This window comes from Acinetobacter sp. YH01025, assembly GCF_013420185.1.
In the GTDB taxonomy this organism is placed as follows: domain Bacteria; phylum Pseudomonadota; class Gammaproteobacteria; order Pseudomonadales; family Moraxellaceae; genus Acinetobacter; species Acinetobacter indicus.
Map to the genome: position 1 here is coordinate 69,989 of NZ_VOYR01000003.1, position 15,740 is coordinate 85,728.

General features: G+C 49.7%; 13 protein-coding genes. 8 read left to right on the forward strand and 5 right to left on the reverse strand.

What is annotated here, in order from left to right; translation table 11 throughout:
• Positions 1-70 precede the first annotated feature (70 nt).
• The 3 genes from yajC to secF are packed head-to-tail and all read left to right on the forward strand — an operon-like array spanning position 71 to position 3,335.
• Positions 71-400, forward strand: a complete 330-nt coding sequence (gene yajC, locus FTT89_RS04430) for a preprotein translocase subunit YajC (protein ID WP_005180065.1) — start codon at positions 71-73, stop codon at positions 398-400.
• A gap of 53 nt (positions 401-453) precedes the next feature.
• Entirely contained in the window at positions 454-2,355 is a 1,902-nt protein-coding gene (gene secD, locus FTT89_RS04435) for a protein translocase subunit SecD (RefSeq protein WP_180048495.1), read from the forward strand.
• A gap of 8 nt (positions 2,356-2,363) precedes the next feature.
• The gene (gene secF, locus FTT89_RS04440) at positions 2,364-3,335 is read left to right on the forward strand and encodes a protein translocase subunit SecF (protein WP_171065090.1); all 972 of its coding nucleotides are present in this window, start codon (positions 2,364-2,366) and stop codon (positions 3,333-3,335) included.
• A 48-nt stretch (positions 3,336-3,383) separates the two neighbouring features.
• On the opposite strand, the gene FTT89_RS04445 is transcribed toward secF, so the two are convergent.
• From FTT89_RS04445 to cysM, 5 genes are all read right to left on the reverse strand, one after another.
• Positions 3,384-4,028 (reverse strand): 4'-phosphopantetheinyl transferase superfamily protein, encoded by a 645-nt coding sequence (locus tag FTT89_RS04445; protein WP_257226641.1) that lies wholly within the window; start codon positions 4,026-4,028, stop codon positions 3,384-3,386.
• A 75-nt stretch (positions 4,029-4,103) separates the two neighbouring features.
• Complete coding sequence (locus FTT89_RS04450; RefSeq protein ID WP_168380005.1) at positions 4,104-6,410, reverse strand: bifunctional (p)ppGpp synthetase/guanosine-3',5'-bis(diphosphate) 3'-pyrophosphohydrolase; 2,307 nt, start codon at positions 6,408-6,410, stop codon at positions 4,104-4,106.
• Positions 6,411-6,441: 31 nt separating this feature from the next.
• On the reverse strand, positions 6,442-7,833 hold the full coding sequence (gene rlmD, locus FTT89_RS04455; protein ID WP_005180076.1) for a 23S rRNA (uracil(1939)-C(5))-methyltransferase RlmD: 1,392 nt from the start codon (positions 7,831-7,833) through the stop codon (positions 6,442-6,444).
• A 6-nt stretch (positions 7,834-7,839) separates the two neighbouring features.
• Positions 7,840-8,661, reverse strand: a complete 822-nt coding sequence (locus FTT89_RS04460; protein WP_005180079.1) for a 3'-5' exonuclease — start codon at positions 8,659-8,661, stop codon at positions 7,840-7,842.
• Positions 8,662-8,687: 26 nt separating this feature from the next.
• Complete coding sequence (cysM, locus tag FTT89_RS04465) at positions 8,688-9,617, reverse strand: cysteine synthase CysM (RefSeq protein ID WP_160240986.1); 930 nt, start codon at positions 9,615-9,617, stop codon at positions 8,688-8,690.
• Positions 9,618-9,771: 154 nt separating this feature from the next.
• Between cysM and FTT89_RS04470 the strand changes: the two genes are divergently transcribed.
• The 5 genes from FTT89_RS04470 to rsfS all read left to right on the forward strand — a co-directional run bounded on the left by FTT89_RS04470 (position 9,772) and on the right by rsfS (position 15,691).
• On the forward strand, positions 9,772-12,582 hold the full coding sequence (locus tag FTT89_RS04470; RefSeq protein WP_180087767.1) for an ATP-binding protein: 2,811 nt from the start codon (positions 9,772-9,774) through the stop codon (positions 12,580-12,582).
• Positions 12,583-12,690: 108 nt separating this feature from the next.
• Positions 12,691-13,479, forward strand: a complete 789-nt coding sequence (locus FTT89_RS04475) for a crotonase/enoyl-CoA hydratase family protein (protein WP_016658615.1) — start codon at positions 12,691-12,693, stop codon at positions 13,477-13,479.
• Between the two features lie 30 nt (positions 13,480-13,509).
• Entirely contained in the window at positions 13,510-14,382 is an 873-nt protein-coding gene (locus FTT89_RS04480) for an NAD(P)-dependent oxidoreductase (RefSeq protein WP_160242819.1), read from the forward strand.
• 36 nt (positions 14,383-14,418) lie between these two features.
• A complete protein-coding gene (locus FTT89_RS04485) occupies positions 14,419-15,207 on the forward strand; it encodes a hydroxypyruvate isomerase family protein (RefSeq protein WP_180087768.1) in 789 nt (262 codons plus the stop codon).
• Between the two features lie 82 nt (positions 15,208-15,289).
• A complete protein-coding gene (gene rsfS / locus FTT89_RS04490; protein ID WP_005180097.1) occupies positions 15,290-15,691 on the forward strand; it encodes a ribosome silencing factor in 402 nt (133 codons plus the stop codon).
• The last annotated feature ends 49 nt before the right edge of the window (positions 15,692-15,740 follow it).

Below are 15,740 nucleotides of genomic sequence, written 5' to 3' on the forward strand. Positions count from 1 at the left end.
GGGTAAATTGCAGAACAAGTCAATTTATTATCAATGTTATTGATTCCAGTTTTTAGTTTAGGAAAATGAAATGAGCCTTTTTATTTCTACTGCTCACGCAGCAGGTGAAGCTGCACAACAACCAAGCATGGTTGCTAACCTTTTGATGATTGCAGTATTTATTGCAATTTTCTACTTCCTGATTTGGCGCCCGCAATCAAAACGTGCCAAAGAACACCGCGCCCTGATCGACAGCCTGGGCGTAGGCAGCGAAGTGGTGTTTGCTGGTGGCCTGATGGGTAAAATCACCAAACTTGAAGGTGATTTTGCAGTGGTTGAACTGAACCGCGGCGTAGAAGTAAAAATTCAGCGTGCCAGTGTGATTTCAGTTCTGCCTGAAGGCACATTAAACAACCTTTAATCAAAAATTAGTCGTGCGCCCGCACGACTTTTTCATTTTAAGAAGAAAATTAAATGCGTTACCCAGCATGGAAATATCTACTCATCCTTGTGGTTCTGGTGGTGAGTACATTATATGCCCTGCCAAGTTTGTATCCAGATGAACCTGCGGTTCAGATTTCTGGGGCCAAAGCCGGTACCCAAATTGACCAAAGCATCGTACAAAAAGCAGAGCAAATTCTAAAATCAGAAAATATTGCCAGCCATGACAACAGCTTTACCAATAACGCAGCCCTGTTGCGTCTGGACTCAAGCGAAGCACAGCTTAAAGCCAAAGATGCATTACGTCAGGGCTTGGGTGATGATTATGTCGTGGCCCTCAACCTGGCGCCAACCACTCCTGAATGGCTACAGAAAATTGGCGCCAAGCCAATGAAACTGGGTCTGGACTTGCGTGGTGGTGTTCACTTCCTGCTGGAAGTGGATATGGACAAGGCCATCAGCCAGCGCCTGGAAACCTCTGCGACTGACCTGCGTCGCCAACTGCGCGACAACAAGCTGAAATTCAACAGCCTGTCTTTGAATAACAACACCATTACCGTGCAGTTCGCCAACAATGATGACCGCTCAGCCGTAATGGACTTCTTGCGCCGTAACGGCAACGAGTTTAACCAGCAGGCACTGGCCACCACAGATGGTGCCATGTTGCGCCTGACCTATACCGACACGCGCAAGCAGGAAATTGAATCCTATGCCGTGAACCAGAACTTGACCACGCTACGTAACCGTATTAACGAGTTAGGTGTGGCCGAAGCGCTGGTCCAAACCCAAGGCAGCAACCGTATTGTGGTGGAATTGCCGGGTGTACAGGATACCGCTGAAGCCAAGCGTGTTCTGGGTCGTACTGCGAACCTGGAATTCCGTCTGGTCTCTGACCTGAATGATCAGCACATTGACCCGTATACCGGTCAGCTCAGCAGCCAGACCTTACCACCGGGCACTGAAGCCTTTGCCTTTGAATCGCTCGACAGTGGCCGTCAGTTGCTGCTGAACCGTAGCCGTATTTTAACCGGTGAGCGCGTACAGAATGCATCGAGTGGCTTTAGTCAGGATACTGGCGGCGCCGAGGTAAACATTACCCTCGACTCTGCAGGCGGCAAGCTGATGGCAGACGCGACCCGTAATGCGGTCGGCAAACGTATGGCGGTACTGTTCATTGAGAACAAGCAGCGCATCAGCTATGTAACTGATCCGGAAACCGGCGTCCAGACTGAAGTGCGTACCCCATACACCGAATCAGTCGTGATTAACGCCGCAACCATTCAGGCGGTATTAGGTTCACAGTTCCGGATTACCGGTCTGGATTCACCGCAAGAAGCGGCTGAACTGGCATTAATGCTACGTGCCGGTGCCCTGGCTGCGCCAATGTACTTCGTTGAAGAACGTGTGATTGGTCCTAGTCTGGGTCAGGAAAATATCGACAAGGGCGTAACCTCGACCCAGATCGGTTTTATTCTGGTTGCGATCTGGATGGTGGTGTTCTTCCGTCTGTTTGGTGTGATTGCCAACTTCGCGCTGGTGTTTAACCTGGCGATGATCCTGACAGTGATGTCATGGATTGGTGCTTCTTTAACCTTACCGGGTATTGCCGGTATCGTCATTACCATTGGTATGGCGGTCGATGCCAACGTCCTGATTTGTGAGCGAATACGGGAAGAGATCAAATGGGGGGCCTCACCGAAACAGGCCATTGTGGCTGGTTATGACCGGGCCTATAACACCATTTTCGACTCGAACTTAACCACCTTCCTGGTGGCGTTCATTCTGTTCGCGATTGGTACCGGTCCGATTAAAGGCTTCGCCGTGACCCTAATGATTGGTATTGTCTGCTCGATGTTTACGGCCATTACCGTAACCCGTGCGATTGTACAGATCATTTATGGCAAACGCCGTAACCTGAAAAAGTTGAGCATTTAAGGAGATCGATGATGACTGAGAATACTCAACTGAATCCGAAAAAATACGGCCGTCCGGATGATGAGCGCGTCATTCCGTTTATGAAGATTGCGTTGCCGGCGGCATTGCTTTCGATCATTTTAACCGTGGCCAGCATCTTCTTTATTGCCACCAAAGGCTTAAATCTGGGTCTGGACTTTACCGGCGGTATTGCCGCAGAGCTGAACTACAGCAATCCGGTGAAAGCCAGCGATGTCTCTTCTGCCCTGACGCAGGCCGGTTTCCGTGATCCGGTGGTACAGACCCTGGGTTCTGAACGTGACCTGATGGTGCGTATGCCGGTGCAGGACGAGATTGAAGTCGAAGACCTGACCCAGACCATTACCGCCGCGGCACAATTGCCGGGCAACAGCGCTGATGTAACCAAGGTTGATGTGGTCGGCGGTCAGGTCGGTAACGAGCTGTATGTACGTTCTGCAGGTGCCGTAGCACTGGCACTGATCCTGATGCTGATTTATGTCACCATCCGCTTCGAGTTCAAACTGGCGATGGGTGCGGTACTGTCCCTGTTCCACGATATTATCGTGACGGTGGGTATTTTTGCGATGATGCAATGGCCATTTGACCTGACCGTTTTGGCAGCCCTGCTGGCAATTATCGGCTTCTCGCTCAACGATAACATTGTAGTCTCGGACCGTATTCGTGAAAACTTCCGTAAAATTCGTGGCGCTTCGCCGCTGGAAGTGGTCAATATTGCCTTAACCGAAACCTTACGTCGTACCATCCACACCTCGATGACGCTGTTACTGGTGGTGGTGGCGATGATGCTGATGGGTGGTGATGGCCTGAAATGGTTCTCGATTGCCATGTTTGTCGGTGTCTTTGTCGGAACCTATTCTTCGATTTATATTGGTACCGCCTTTGCACTGTGGCGTGGACTGAACCGTCAAGACTTTATTGTGCAGGTGAAGCCGGAATTTGAAGAGGAAGAAATTCCTTAATTCTTATCCCTCCCATACCAGCAAAAGCCCATCTCCGGATGGGCTTTTTTAATGGCGGATCAGTTGCAGCTTGGGAAACTGAAATCCCTTGCAGGAACGTTCAGAACGCCAGGCTACGGTCAGCATACAGCCACCAATCTTCAGATGCTGATAGGCAAACGTACCCAAGCCCTCATGATGGCAGAATCCACCCTGCTGATGCGGATGAACCCCGCTATTCAGCTGGTTCAGGCTCATGCGAATACCCAGCCCTGACGCTTTCAGAACAGCCTCCTTGGTGGTCCAGACCTTAAACCAGTAATCTGTCTCCTGGCCATAAGCCTGCCACAATTCCCATTCAGCCGGATGAAACATGTGCCTGGCCAGACTCTCAAAGCGCACCTTGCGATCCAGATCTTCAACATCAACCCCAACATCTTGAAGCTGCTCGCTATAGGCCAGTGCATAGTGCTGACGGCTGTGACTATGATTCAGGGCCAGCTGCGGATACGCAGGCAAAAACGGCTTGCCATACGCAGTACGGTCAAAATCTTCCAAGCAGATTGGCGCGTTTAAATAGGCCGATAGGCGCTGGTTACGAAAAGCATAAATGGCCTGCTTCTGCTGCTGGATGTACGCTTTACGCTCCAGCGCCGGCTGCTGCGGTGCAATCTGTGCCAGACGGGCCAATTCTAAAATGATCTGTGCGCTCATATGTGCACGCATTCCATGCATAAACAAAAACCAGCGATCAAGATCACTGGTTTTTTCAAAGATAAGAAAGAAAGTTTAATTGCCCTGTACCAAACGACGTGCGCTGATAATCCCCGGCTGCTGCTCCAAACGTGCCAGCAGACGTGACAGTTGCGCCAGCCCTTTGACTTCAATTAACAGCTTCATATTGGCAATACCATCATTTTCGGAAATGGTATTCACCTGACGAATATTAATCTGATCAGAGAAAATCACCTGGGTCAGATCTTTCAGCAGACCACGGCGATCATAGGCTTCCACTACAATCTGCACGCTTTGACCACGGGTTGGCTGCATTTCCCAGTCGGCTTCGACCGCACGTTCTGGCTCCTGGCTGATCATGCGTACATAATCCGGACAAGCCACCTTATGAATGCTGACGCCGCGATTCAGGGTAATATAACCAGCAATGGATTCACCATGTACCGGCTGGCAGCACTGAGCAATATGCAGCTCAACGTTATCCAGACCATCAATCAGAATACCATGCGCCGACAAGGTATGGCTGGCTCGCGGATTCAGGGTCGGTTTTAATACCAGTTCCGGTTCATCCTGATCCAGATGCATATGCCGGTTAACCTGGTTAATCAGCGCATGCAGGCTGATTTCACCATTGACCAGACCAATCAGAATGTCTTCACCGAGTTTGACATTAAAGTGATTGCAGTAATCATTCAAGTCGATACTTTTCGGGTGAATCGCCAGACGCGACAATTCCTTATTCAGAATATCACGGCCAATTTCCAGATTCTTGCTGCGGTCCTGCTGTCTGAACCAGTGGCGTAACTTGTCACGCGCCCGCGCAGTCTTGATATAACCAAGTGAGTTCACCAGCCAGTCACGGTTTGGTTCACGGTCTTTCTTGGTCAGAATTTCGACCTGTTCACCGGTTTTTAAGGTATAGGTCAGCGGCACATAACGCTGATTGACCCGCGCGGCATAACACTTGTTACCGACTTCGGTATGTACATGGTAGGCAAAGTCCAGCACGGTCGAGCCACGCGGTAATTCTTTAATATCCCCATCGCGGCTAAACACATAAATCTTTTCAAAATCTTCAAACTCTTGCAGCTGCTCGAAGTTTTCAGTTTCATCATAGGACTTATGCGCACTGGCATCATTACGTTCCTGATAATGTTCCAGCACCGCACGCAAAGAATGCAAACGATGATTGAAGGAATGATCGGTGGTTTTGCTGCCTTCTTTATAGTTAAAGTGCGAACACACGCCAAGTTCTGCTTCTTCATGCATTTCCATGGTACGGATTTGCACTTCCAGCGACTTGTTTTCAGCAATCACTGCAGTATGCAGCGAGCGATAACCATTGGCTTTCGGATTGGTAATGTAGTCATCAAACTGATGCGGAATATGCCGCCACAGCTGATGTACGATACCGAGCGAGTGATAACATTCCGGAATGGTTTTGACCAGTACCCGCACTGCACGAATGTCATAGAGCTGGTCGAAGCTCAGGTCTTTGCTCTTCATTTTTCGATAAATCGAATAAATGTGTTTGACCCGGCCGGTAATTTCCGACTCAATGCCATGCGCCGCCAGTTCACTCTTGAGCTTATCAATCACAAACTGGATATATTGCTCACGTTCTAGCCGCTTTTCATTCAGTAAAGACGCAATTTCTTTATAACGGTCCGGCGCCAGATAACGAAAAGCCAGATCTTCCAGCTCCCATTTTAACTGGGCAATGCCCAGACGGTGCGCCAGCGGCGAGTAAATGGTCAGAATTTCACGCGCCACCCGCTCCTGACGCTCTTTGGACGCTGTGGTCAGTTCACGTAAGGCATAAGTACGTTCAGCCAGCTTGATCAGCACCACACGCACATCTTCAGTGACCGAAATCAGCATTTTGTAGATACCGGTCAGATGCTCGCGCTGGTTGTTATTGAAGTGATCTTCCAGCCGTTTATTCTTTTCAATCAGCTCGGACAGCTTACCCATCGACAGGGTACCTTTGACCAGGGTATGTACGCTGTCACCGAAATGCTCACGCACTTCTTCCAGAGTCATCACCCCTTCACGCACACTGCGGTACAGCATGGCAGCCGACAAGGTATCTTCATCGACATGCAAATGCGCCAGAATATCGGCCATTTCAATTCCGGTATACAAGGTATTGGACCGGTGCTTGACTGTCGTTTCCAGCTCTTTTTGTAACGTATAGGTGGCAACTTCTTCGAGTTTTGCTAATGCTGCCCCATCTAAGATGTCACGAACCCGGTCCAGCCATTCTGCCAGATCCTGTCGTGCTTGCTCGGCATGTTCTACAGTCGTTTCCTCAGACAATTCGTTTAATCGTCCAGGAAGTTGTTCACGTACTGTGACCATACCCTACTCCTACCTCTATATACTTCATTTTCTATAAATCGTTTATTGATTTTTCTTGCTCAAATAAGGCAATCGATTCTACATGACCGGTATGGCTAAACATATCCATCACCCCGGCTTTGCTTAAACGATAGCCCTGTTGCACCAGCATCCCCGCATCCCTTGCAAGTGTAGCCGGATTACATGACACATAAACGATTCTTGCCGCACCAAATTTGGGCACATAATGCATGACTTCCTCGGCACCGGAGCGCGGAGGGTCAATCAATAATGCATCAAATCCTTGATTTGCCCAAGAATGATGCGAAAAATCTTTTGTTAAATCTTGTGAAAAGAATTTCACCTGAGTTAACCCGTTCAGCTGGGCATTTTCCGCACCACGATGCACCATTTCATCTGAACCTTCCACGCCAACCACCGTACCACTTTCGCCGACACAGCGCGCCAAAGGTAAAGAGAAATTGCCTAATCCACAAAACAGATCCAGCACACGCTCACCTGCCTGCAACTGAAGCAAATCACATGCCAGCTTGACCATTTGCGGATTCACGGTGGAATTTACCTGGGTAAAATCCAGCGGATGGAAAGCAAATTTCAGCTCAAATTCCGGCAGTGCATAATGCAGACGCATGGCCTGATCAGGTTGATCTACACGTTGCACACTGTCTGGTCCCGCAGGCTGCAGATACAGTTGCCATTGTTTCTGTAACGCAAATTTGAGCAGTTGGTTGACATCTGACTCAGATAATTTTTCCGTATGCCGGACCAACAGAGCAATTTCCGTGTCACCCATTGCCAATTCTACATGACCAATGTCGGCTTTGCCTTTTAGACTTTGGAGTAGTTGTTTCAGGCGGGTGATTGAACCGAGTTCACGGTCCAGAATCAGACAGCGGTCAATTGAGGTCAGCCGGTTGCTCTGGCGCTCCCGGAAACCGACCACCAGTTTGTCTTTATTCGGGAAATAACGCACCCCGATCCGGGCACGGCGGCGATAATCCTCCCGGGTTGAACGTAACGGTGTCAGCCATTCATCCGGTTGAATGCCGGCAAAATGCTGCAGGTGCGACTTGAGTACATCCTGTTTTAAACGAATCTGCTCATCCAGCTGGATATGCTGCATATTGCAGCCGCCACAGACACCAAAATACGGACACGGCGGCTCGACCCGCATCTCGGCAGGTGCAGATAACAGTTCGATACAGTCGGCTTCTTCTAACCGTTTGGTGACATGATGAATCCGTGCTTTGACTGTTTCACCCGGCAAGGCACCCTGAATAAACACCTTCTTGCCGTGTTTATCCTGCGGATGTTCAGGCTGTGAACCATAGTGTGCAATCCCGCGCCCTTCATGGGACAGCGACTCAACCTGAAAGGTATGGATCAGGGGTTGAGCTGGACGAGCGGATGGACGATGTTTCATGAGCACCTAAAGTGTGGAAGATGGGAAGTCTGCAGCAGTAAAGTATGTGGCTTGTGCATTCTGGCGCCAGGCTGCGAGGAACTCGCCATGCTGTGGCAGGCTGGATAAATACTGGATGGTGGTCTGAACCCACAGGCGATGATCATCCAGCTGCAACTGCCCTTTCAGCAAGAGCCAGCGCAGATAGATCAGCCAGGTATTCAGCACATCACCTTCACAATAGCTGGTGAGTTTGAGCCATTCACCGGCGCGGATATATTCCGGCACATGATAACCGGCTTCACCGCGTTTACCCGGAAAACCCAGCAGATGCGCCATATCATCCAGTTTCTGGAAATTCCGGCCATTAAACATGGCCATCACATCCATCAAGTCAATATGCCGCTGATGATAGCGGTTCTGGTAGTTATTATAGCGCTTTTGCGTGTCAATTTCGCCCTGATCAAACAGACTTGGCGCAGACAGGCCATGATACATGGCACGATATAAAATCACCGGCAAATCAAACTGCGAACCGTTCCAGCTCACCAGAGTCGGATGACGCTTGTCAAAAATCGACAGAAATTTTTTCAGGATTTCGGCTTCGGTATACTGTTCCCGGCTAAAAGAAAACAGGGTCATTAAGCCGGTTTCATCAATCCACAGACCGGAAATACAGACAATTTCATGCAGCGGCAAACGCTGAAAATCCATGCCCGATTCCTGACGGCGCAGCTTCATCAGCGCCTGCTCCAGATCTGCCTCAGGCAAATCCAGACCATACAGATGCGCCCCCGACTTCAGGTCAGTCCATGTTTCAATATCAAATACCAACACCGGTAGACGCATAATTTTCTCTACAGCTTGAAAGTGGTTTATTCAGGATCTTGAACTGAAAATAAACCGGTCGATAAATAACGGTCACCCCGGTCGCAGATAATACAGACAATCACCGCACCCGGGTTTTCTTCTGCCAGTTTCAGCGAAGCCCAGACCGCACCACCCGATGACGTCCCGGCACTGATACCTTCTTTTTGTGCCAGTTTACGCATGGTCCGCTCGGCTTCAATTTGCGGAATATCAATAATCCGGTCGACACGACTGCGGTCAAAAATGGTCGGTAAATATTCTTCTGGCCAGCGGCGAATACCGGCAATGCTGGAACCATCTGAAGGCTGTAACCCAACAATCTGAATATCCGGATTCATTTCTTTCAGGTATTTGGATACCCCCATAATGGTGCCAGTGGTCCCCATCGAGCTGACAAAGTGGGTAATTTTACCGCCAGTTTGCTGCCAGATTTCCGGCCCGGTGGTCAAGTAATGCGCTTCGACATTGTCCGGGTTGCCAAACTGGTTCAGTACCAGACCTTTACCTTCGGCCTGCATTTGCAGGGCCAGGTCACGTGCTCCTTCCATGCCCTGTTCTTTGGTCACTTCAATCAGTTCGGCGCCATAGGCACGCATGGCATCTTTACGTTCCTGACTCATGTTATTCGGCATGATCAGTTTCATCTGATAACCACGCATGGCAGCCACCATGGCCAGTGCAATCCCCGTATTTCCGCTGGTGGCTTCAATCAAGGTATCACCCGGTTTGATCTGACCGCGCTTTTCCGCCTGCATAATCATGTTATACGCTGGGCGGTCTTTGACTGAACCTGCCGGATTGTTGCCTTCCAATTTGGCCAACACCGTGGCTTGGGTATGACTTGCAAGACGCTGCAAGCGTACCAATGGCGTTTTGCCCACATAATGATCTAATAGAAATTCATCGGCTTGGAAATCAGGGGTGGTATTACTCATTATTTGCACCTTTCTCTAGGTGCGCATATTGTATGAAAAAAACCACCCGCCTGCACTCTTTTCACCAGCTTTTTCGTGAAAGTGCTTAAAGCACAGTCAGTTTTAAAATAAAGCGTGCTAAACTGCTCGGCAGAACGAATAAACTGCTTTAACCATGTCAAATATCAATAAAAAGTTATTTAAGCGCCTACATTTAAATCATGCTTATGGGCAACTGATTGCCCTGATATTTGTGCCCATTATGGTGCTGGCGGCAGTCGGTGCAGGGCTGGTTCTGACCGAAACCTCGAATGCAGCGCGCGCCCAGCAAAAGCAGATGGCGATTGCGATTTTAACCCGCTATGAAATGCTGTCTGAAGTGGCCTTGCAGCAGCTCAACACCTTTCCCTGGCAATATGAGCAGGCGCGCAGCTATATGCAAAACCTGCTCAATGAAAAGCATTTACTTCGGACTGCCATTATTGATTCCCAAGGCCGTAGTCGCCTGAGTATGGGCTATCAAGATCAGGCCGGCTGGCCCAGTTTTCCGCGCGATGCCGCCTTCTTTGGCCCCATTCAGCATAAAGACAGCCATGTCTATGGTTTACGTATTGATGAAAGCCAGAGCCAGTATGCCTGGCTGCTAATCGAACTAGACAATCAACCCCTGGAAATTGCCCGTTATCGGGTCATGACCGTGCTGATTACCACCGGCCTGCTGACCCTGATGCTTCTGTTGCTGTGTCTAAATTTCTATTCGCGCCGCTGGATTGCGCCAATGTACGAAATCCGTATGCAACTGCAACGCCTGAATGCCGACACGCTAGATCAGCACATGGTAATTAACAGTACCGGCGAGCTGCGTTTATTGCAGCGTGATATTGCCAATGTGGTCAAGCGTCTGCATTTCAGCTTTCTGGAACTAAAAGAACATACCGAACAGACCGAAGATGACTTGCGCCGCACCCTAGATACCTTGGAAGTCCAGAACATTACTTACCGTCAGGCACGTGACCAGGCGATTTCAGCCAACCAGTCCAAATCGGTCTTCCTGGCCAATATCAGCCATGAATTACGTACTCCGCTGAACAGTATTGATGGCTTTATCCATTTATTACTGCGCCAGGGTAATCTCAGCAATGAGCAGAACCTGTATCTGCAAACCATTCGCAAATCCTCGGCGCATCTGCTGGCGCTGATTAACGATGTACTGGATTTCTCGAAAATTGATGCCGGCAAACTGGAACTGGAAACCGCACCTTTTGATCTGGAAGAAGCCATTTATGATGTAATGGACATGCTGTCGCCGCTGGCCGCGCAGAAGCAGATTGCGATGGCCTTTTATTATGCTGACAACGTGCCAAAGCATGTGATTGGCGATGCCCTGCGCTTTAAGCAGGTGCTGACCAACCTGATTTCCAATGCCATTAAATTCACCCCGGATGGTGAAATTATTGTACGTGCGCGCATTGAACATGAAGATATCGGTCAGAGCATGATTCATTTTAGCGTGCAGGACAGCGGTATTGGTTTAAGCGGCACCGACCGGAAAAAACTGTTTGAATCCTTCTCGCAAGGCGATGCTTCTGTGACCCGTCAGTTTGGCGGGACCGGTCTGGGTCTGGCGATTTCCAAGCAGCTGGTACATTTAATGCAGGGCCAGATTGGCTTTGAAGACAACCAGGAACGCGCACCGACTGAAAAAGGCTCGACCTTCTGGTTTACTGCCGTATTCAGCATTGATGAGGATGAGATTATTGTGCACCCACGCTTTGCCAACAAGCATGTGGTGTCCTATCTGGCGCATCCGGCAACCGCCAATGTGCTGCGTCACTATCTGGAAAATTATCAGGTCCAGCATACCGAAACCACTTCGATTCTGGACTTATTCAGCCGACTCAATCACCTGTCTACACCGGAAGAAGACACCTGGTTAATTGTCGATCATAGCGGTGACACCGAAGCCTTACTGAAAGAAATTCGCAGCCGCTATCAGGGCAATCTGGCCATTTACGGCTACCAGATGGCGCTTGATCCAAGCATGCTGAATGAATATCGCACCCGCCCGCTGTATCAGCCTTTAAGCCGTGGCGCGCTGATTCAGTTACTGAACAATGAAAATCCGTTTGAAGATACAGGCACCGAAGTCTTTGATGGACAGGGGCTGCATGTGCTGGCGGTAGATGACCACTTGCCAAACCTGATTGTTTTAGAAGCCTTGTTAGGTGAACTGAATGTCACCACCACCAAAGCGCTGAGCGGTCAGGAAGCCCTGAATATCCTGCAAGAGCGGATTGAACAGGATGCCAAACCGTTTGATCTGGTGTTTATGGATATTCAGATGCCGGTGATGTCCGGGATTGATACCACCCGCGCCATCCGCTCGCTGGAGTCCACCCTCGACAAGCATAAACGCCTGCCAATTATCGCCCTGACCGCGCATGCGCTGGCCGATGAAAAACAGAACCTGCTGAAAGTCGGCATGGATGATTACGTCACCAAGCCAATCCAGATTGAACAGATCATCCAGATTCTGACCCACTGGACCACTGAAAACTTTAACAAGGTACCGGCAGTGGAAAAAGCCGTGGTGATTGAAGCGCTTGATCCGCTGGTTCTTGACTGGCAGCAAAGCCTGATGCTGGCCGCCAACAAGGAAGATCTGGCACTGGATCTGCTGCGTATGCTGCTCGACAGCTTTGCCACCGAACTGCATGAAATGCAGCAGCTGATTGAACTGGAAGATTTCCCGCAACTGGAGCATGTGCTGCATCGCCTGTATGGCGCCACCCGTTATGTCGGCACCCCAAGCCTGCAGGAAGCCACCGGTTCTTTTGAGCAGTTTGTTTCGACCTTACGTAAAGAACGCCGTAAAGCCGATGATGCCTTTATTCAGGAAGTGCTAAGACGCTTTGATGAATTACAAGCTGTGATTGCTCAGGTTGAACATGCCGCCGAGCAGATTCTAAACAAGCACACGCAGTAGTCTGACTCGACTAAAGTCAGGGTCTTGAAAGATGGATGTGACTGCCCTGTCATGTATCATGCGTATCTGCATGCTATGCTCAACAGAGGAAAAATAAGAGTTTAGACCATGACCATAGTACAGGTAGAAAAAAATAACGGCATTGCCATTGTGCGACTGAATCGCCCGGAAAAACGCAATGCCATGAGCTTTGCATTATTAAAACAGCTGGTCAAAACTGCCAGGCAGCTAAAAAAAGACCGTAGCTTGCGCTGCGTCATTCTGACTGGTGAAGCCGAAGTGTTTAGTGCCGGTATTGATCTGGCCGATTTAAACAATCCGCAAAATCGTGCCTTTGCCGCCTGGGAATTACTCAAACCCGGCCAGAGCCTGTTTCAAAAAGCCTTTCTGATCTGGCAGGAATTGCCCGTCCCTGTGATTGCTGCGATTGAAGGTTACTGTTTTGGAGCCGGGATGCAACTGGCACTGGCAGCAGATATTCGTATTGCCCATCCTAAAACCCAGATGTCAATTATGGAAAGCCGCTGGGGGCTGGTACCGGATATGGGTCTGAGCCGCTCTTTAAAAGGCCTGATTGGCCTGGACCTGGCCAAAGAACTGACCCTCACCGCCCGTATTTTTGAAGCGCAATATGCCAAAGAAATTGGCTTAGTCACCCACTTAAGTGACACACCACTGGATCATGCCCAGATTCTGGCGCAGGAACTGGCGCAGCGTTCTCCGGATGCGCTGGCTGCGGCCAAACAGGTGCTAGATGCCATGGAACATAATCCACAAAAATCCTTACGTCTGGAAAAAATCTGGCAGCTGAAATTACTGCTTGGCAAAAACAGTCAACTGGCGCGTAAAAAAGACAAGCAACCTGACACCAGTTTTTTACCGCGTCAATTTAACTAAGCACAGAGCATCAAGATCGGGAAGAGAAGCATGAGTTTTGATCGCAATACGCCCATCGCCTTTCTGGGTATGGGCTTAATGGGCACACGCATGGCAGCACGTCTGATTCATGCCGGTTTTCGGGTCGCGGTCTGGAACCGCACTGCTGCTGCCTGTGAGGAACTGCTGGACATGGGTGCTGAAGCACTGGCCCTAGAAAAGATTGGTCAATATCCGGTAATTTTAAGCTGCCTGGCCGATGACAATGCAGTCCAAGCCGTTTTTGAGCAGATTCAGCCGCATTTACAGGCCAAGCAGGTGATTGTGGATTTCTCCAGCCTGTCTGTGGATAAAACCCTGACACTGGCTGAACAGGCAGCCCGTCAGCAGGTGGAGTGGATTGATTCACCAGTGTCGGGCGGCACAGCGGGCGCAGAACAAGGCACCCTGGTTATCTTTGCCGGCGGTGATGCCGCCACCATTGAAAAACTGACCCTGATTTATAATGTGCTCTCACAGCGCGTGACCCGTATGGGCGCCAGTGGCACCGGACAGGCCACCAAAATCTGTAACCAGCTGATTGTCGCGGCCAACAGTACCCTGATTGCCGAAGCTGTCGCGCTTGCAGCTCAAGCTGGGGTAGACACCACTTTACTGGCACCCGCACTGGCCGGTGGATTTGCTGACTCCAAACCGTTTCAGATTCTAACCCCGCGCATGGCCAGTCATAGCTTTGAACCGGTGCAGTGGAAAGTCCAGACCCTGTCCAAAGACCTGAACAATGCCCTGACCCTGGCTGCGCATTATCAGCTGAATATTCCGGTGGCACAGCAGGCTTTGCAACAACTGCAAGCGCATCAGGCCAAAGGCTTTGCGGAAGCAGATTTATCCACGGTCATTCAACAGGTGGAACAGACCACTTAATTTCACCCTTTGCACAGGGAATGCAGGACATTGTTTATGACGAAACTTGCCGTAAATCTTTCTATGATTTTTACTGAAGTGCCGCTACTTGAGCGCTTTGCACTGGCCAGACAACACGGCTTCCAGCATGTTGAAATCCAGTTTCCGTATGAACTGAGCATTGCGCAGATTCAAAGCCAGCTAACCTTGCATGAACTGACGCTGTGCCTGATTAATGTTCCGGCCGGAGATTTAATGCAAGGCGGCAACGGGCTGGCCGGTGTGCCGGGCAAGGAAATCGAGTTTCGTCATGCCGTTGAACAGGCCATTGAATACGCGGTTGCACTCAAAGTGCCAAGTGTCAATATTCTGGCTGGTAAACAGCCCCAGGATGCCGATCTGCTGCCTTGCCTCAGAACACTGGCCGAGAACCTGAAAATGGCCAGCCATATGCTTAGCAGCCAGCAGATCCAGCCGGTAATGGAAATGATTAATGGCACCGACATGCCGCACTTTTTAGTACAGAACATTGCCCAGGCCCAAGAGATGCTTGAAGCGGTGCAACATCCGGCGCTAAAAATGCAGTATGACTGCTATCACATGGCCATGATGGGTGAAAACGTACTGGAAGGACTGATCGAGAATATCCAACAGATTGGCCATATCCAGTTTGCCGACTGCCCGGGTCGTCATGAACCGGATACCGGCGACATTGCCTTTGCGGAAGTGTTTGACTGGCTCAAACACAGTAACTATGCAGGCTATGTGGCGGCGGAATATCGACCGAGCAAAGATTCAGCAAATTCCTTTGCGTGGAAAAACAAATACTTTGCCGAATATCAATAATTCGGCACTGTCATAGATTTGAAATTTAGGCTCAAAGCCGCTATATTAGACAATGAATAATTGTCAGGAAATTATACCCTTTATGAATTTAGAACCATCGCCCGGCGCTTCTAATTCTCACGATCTCGCAATGACTTCCCCAAACAATGACGTACACGCTTGCCTGCAAGTTGTGCGCGATGCCCTTGAAGATGTAAAAGCCAAAGAAATTGTTGAGCTTGATGTTAGCAGCATCAGCAATGTTGCAGATGCTATTGTGATTGCTAGCGGCACCTCAACCCGTCATGTTAAATCTCTTGCTGATAACGTTGCTGAAGAAGCACGTAAAGCAGGCTTCCGCCCGATTGGTATGGAAGGTGAACGCGATGCTGAATGGATCTTGATTGATCTGGGTATCGTGGTGGTACATGTCATGCTTCCAACTGCCCGTAAGTTCTACGACCTAGAAAGCTTATGGCGTACAGCACCTGAATCTGTAAACTAAGATTTCCCAAAAAGCGACCTGAAGGTCGCTTTTTTATTGGGTCAAAATA

Bases quoted from the DNA above. Each gene is read 5' to 3' on its own strand.
- yajC (WP_005180065.1), top strand. From the start codon at position 71: ATGAGCCTTTTTATTTCTACTGCTCACGCAGCAGGTGAAGCTGCACAA.
- secD (WP_180048495.1), top strand. From the start codon at position 454: ATGCGTTACCCAGCATGGAAATATCTACTCATCCTTGTGGTTCTGGTG.
- secF (WP_171065090.1), top strand. From the start codon at position 2,364: ATGATGACTGAGAATACTCAACTGAATCCGAAAAAATACGGCCGTCCG.
- FTT89_RS04445 (WP_257226641.1), bottom strand. From the start codon at position 4,028: ATGAGCGCACAGATCATTTTAGAATTGGCCCGTCTGGCACAGATTGCA.
- FTT89_RS04450 (WP_168380005.1), bottom strand. From the start codon at position 6,410: ATGGTCACAGTACGTGAACAACTTCCTGGACGATTAAACGAATTGTCT.
- rlmD (WP_005180076.1), bottom strand. From the start codon at position 7,833: ATGAAACATCGTCCATCCGCTCGTCCAGCTCAACCCCTGATCCATACC.
- FTT89_RS04460 (WP_005180079.1), bottom strand. From the start codon at position 8,661: ATGCGTCTACCGGTGTTGGTATTTGATATTGAAACATGGACTGACCTG.
- cysM (WP_160240986.1), bottom strand. From the start codon at position 9,617: ATGAGTAATACCACCCCTGATTTCCAAGCCGATGAATTTCTATTAGAT.
- FTT89_RS04470 (WP_180087767.1), top strand. From the start codon at position 9,772: ATGTCAAATATCAATAAAAAGTTATTTAAGCGCCTACATTTAAATCAT.
- FTT89_RS04475 (WP_016658615.1), top strand. From the start codon at position 12,691: ATGACCATAGTACAGGTAGAAAAAAATAACGGCATTGCCATTGTGCGA.
- FTT89_RS04480 (WP_160242819.1), top strand. From the start codon at position 13,510: ATGAGTTTTGATCGCAATACGCCCATCGCCTTTCTGGGTATGGGCTTA.
- FTT89_RS04485 (WP_180087768.1), top strand. From the start codon at position 14,419: ATGACGAAACTTGCCGTAAATCTTTCTATGATTTTTACTGAAGTGCCG.
- rsfS (WP_005180097.1), top strand. From the start codon at position 15,290: ATGAATTTAGAACCATCGCCCGGCGCTTCTAATTCTCACGATCTCGCA.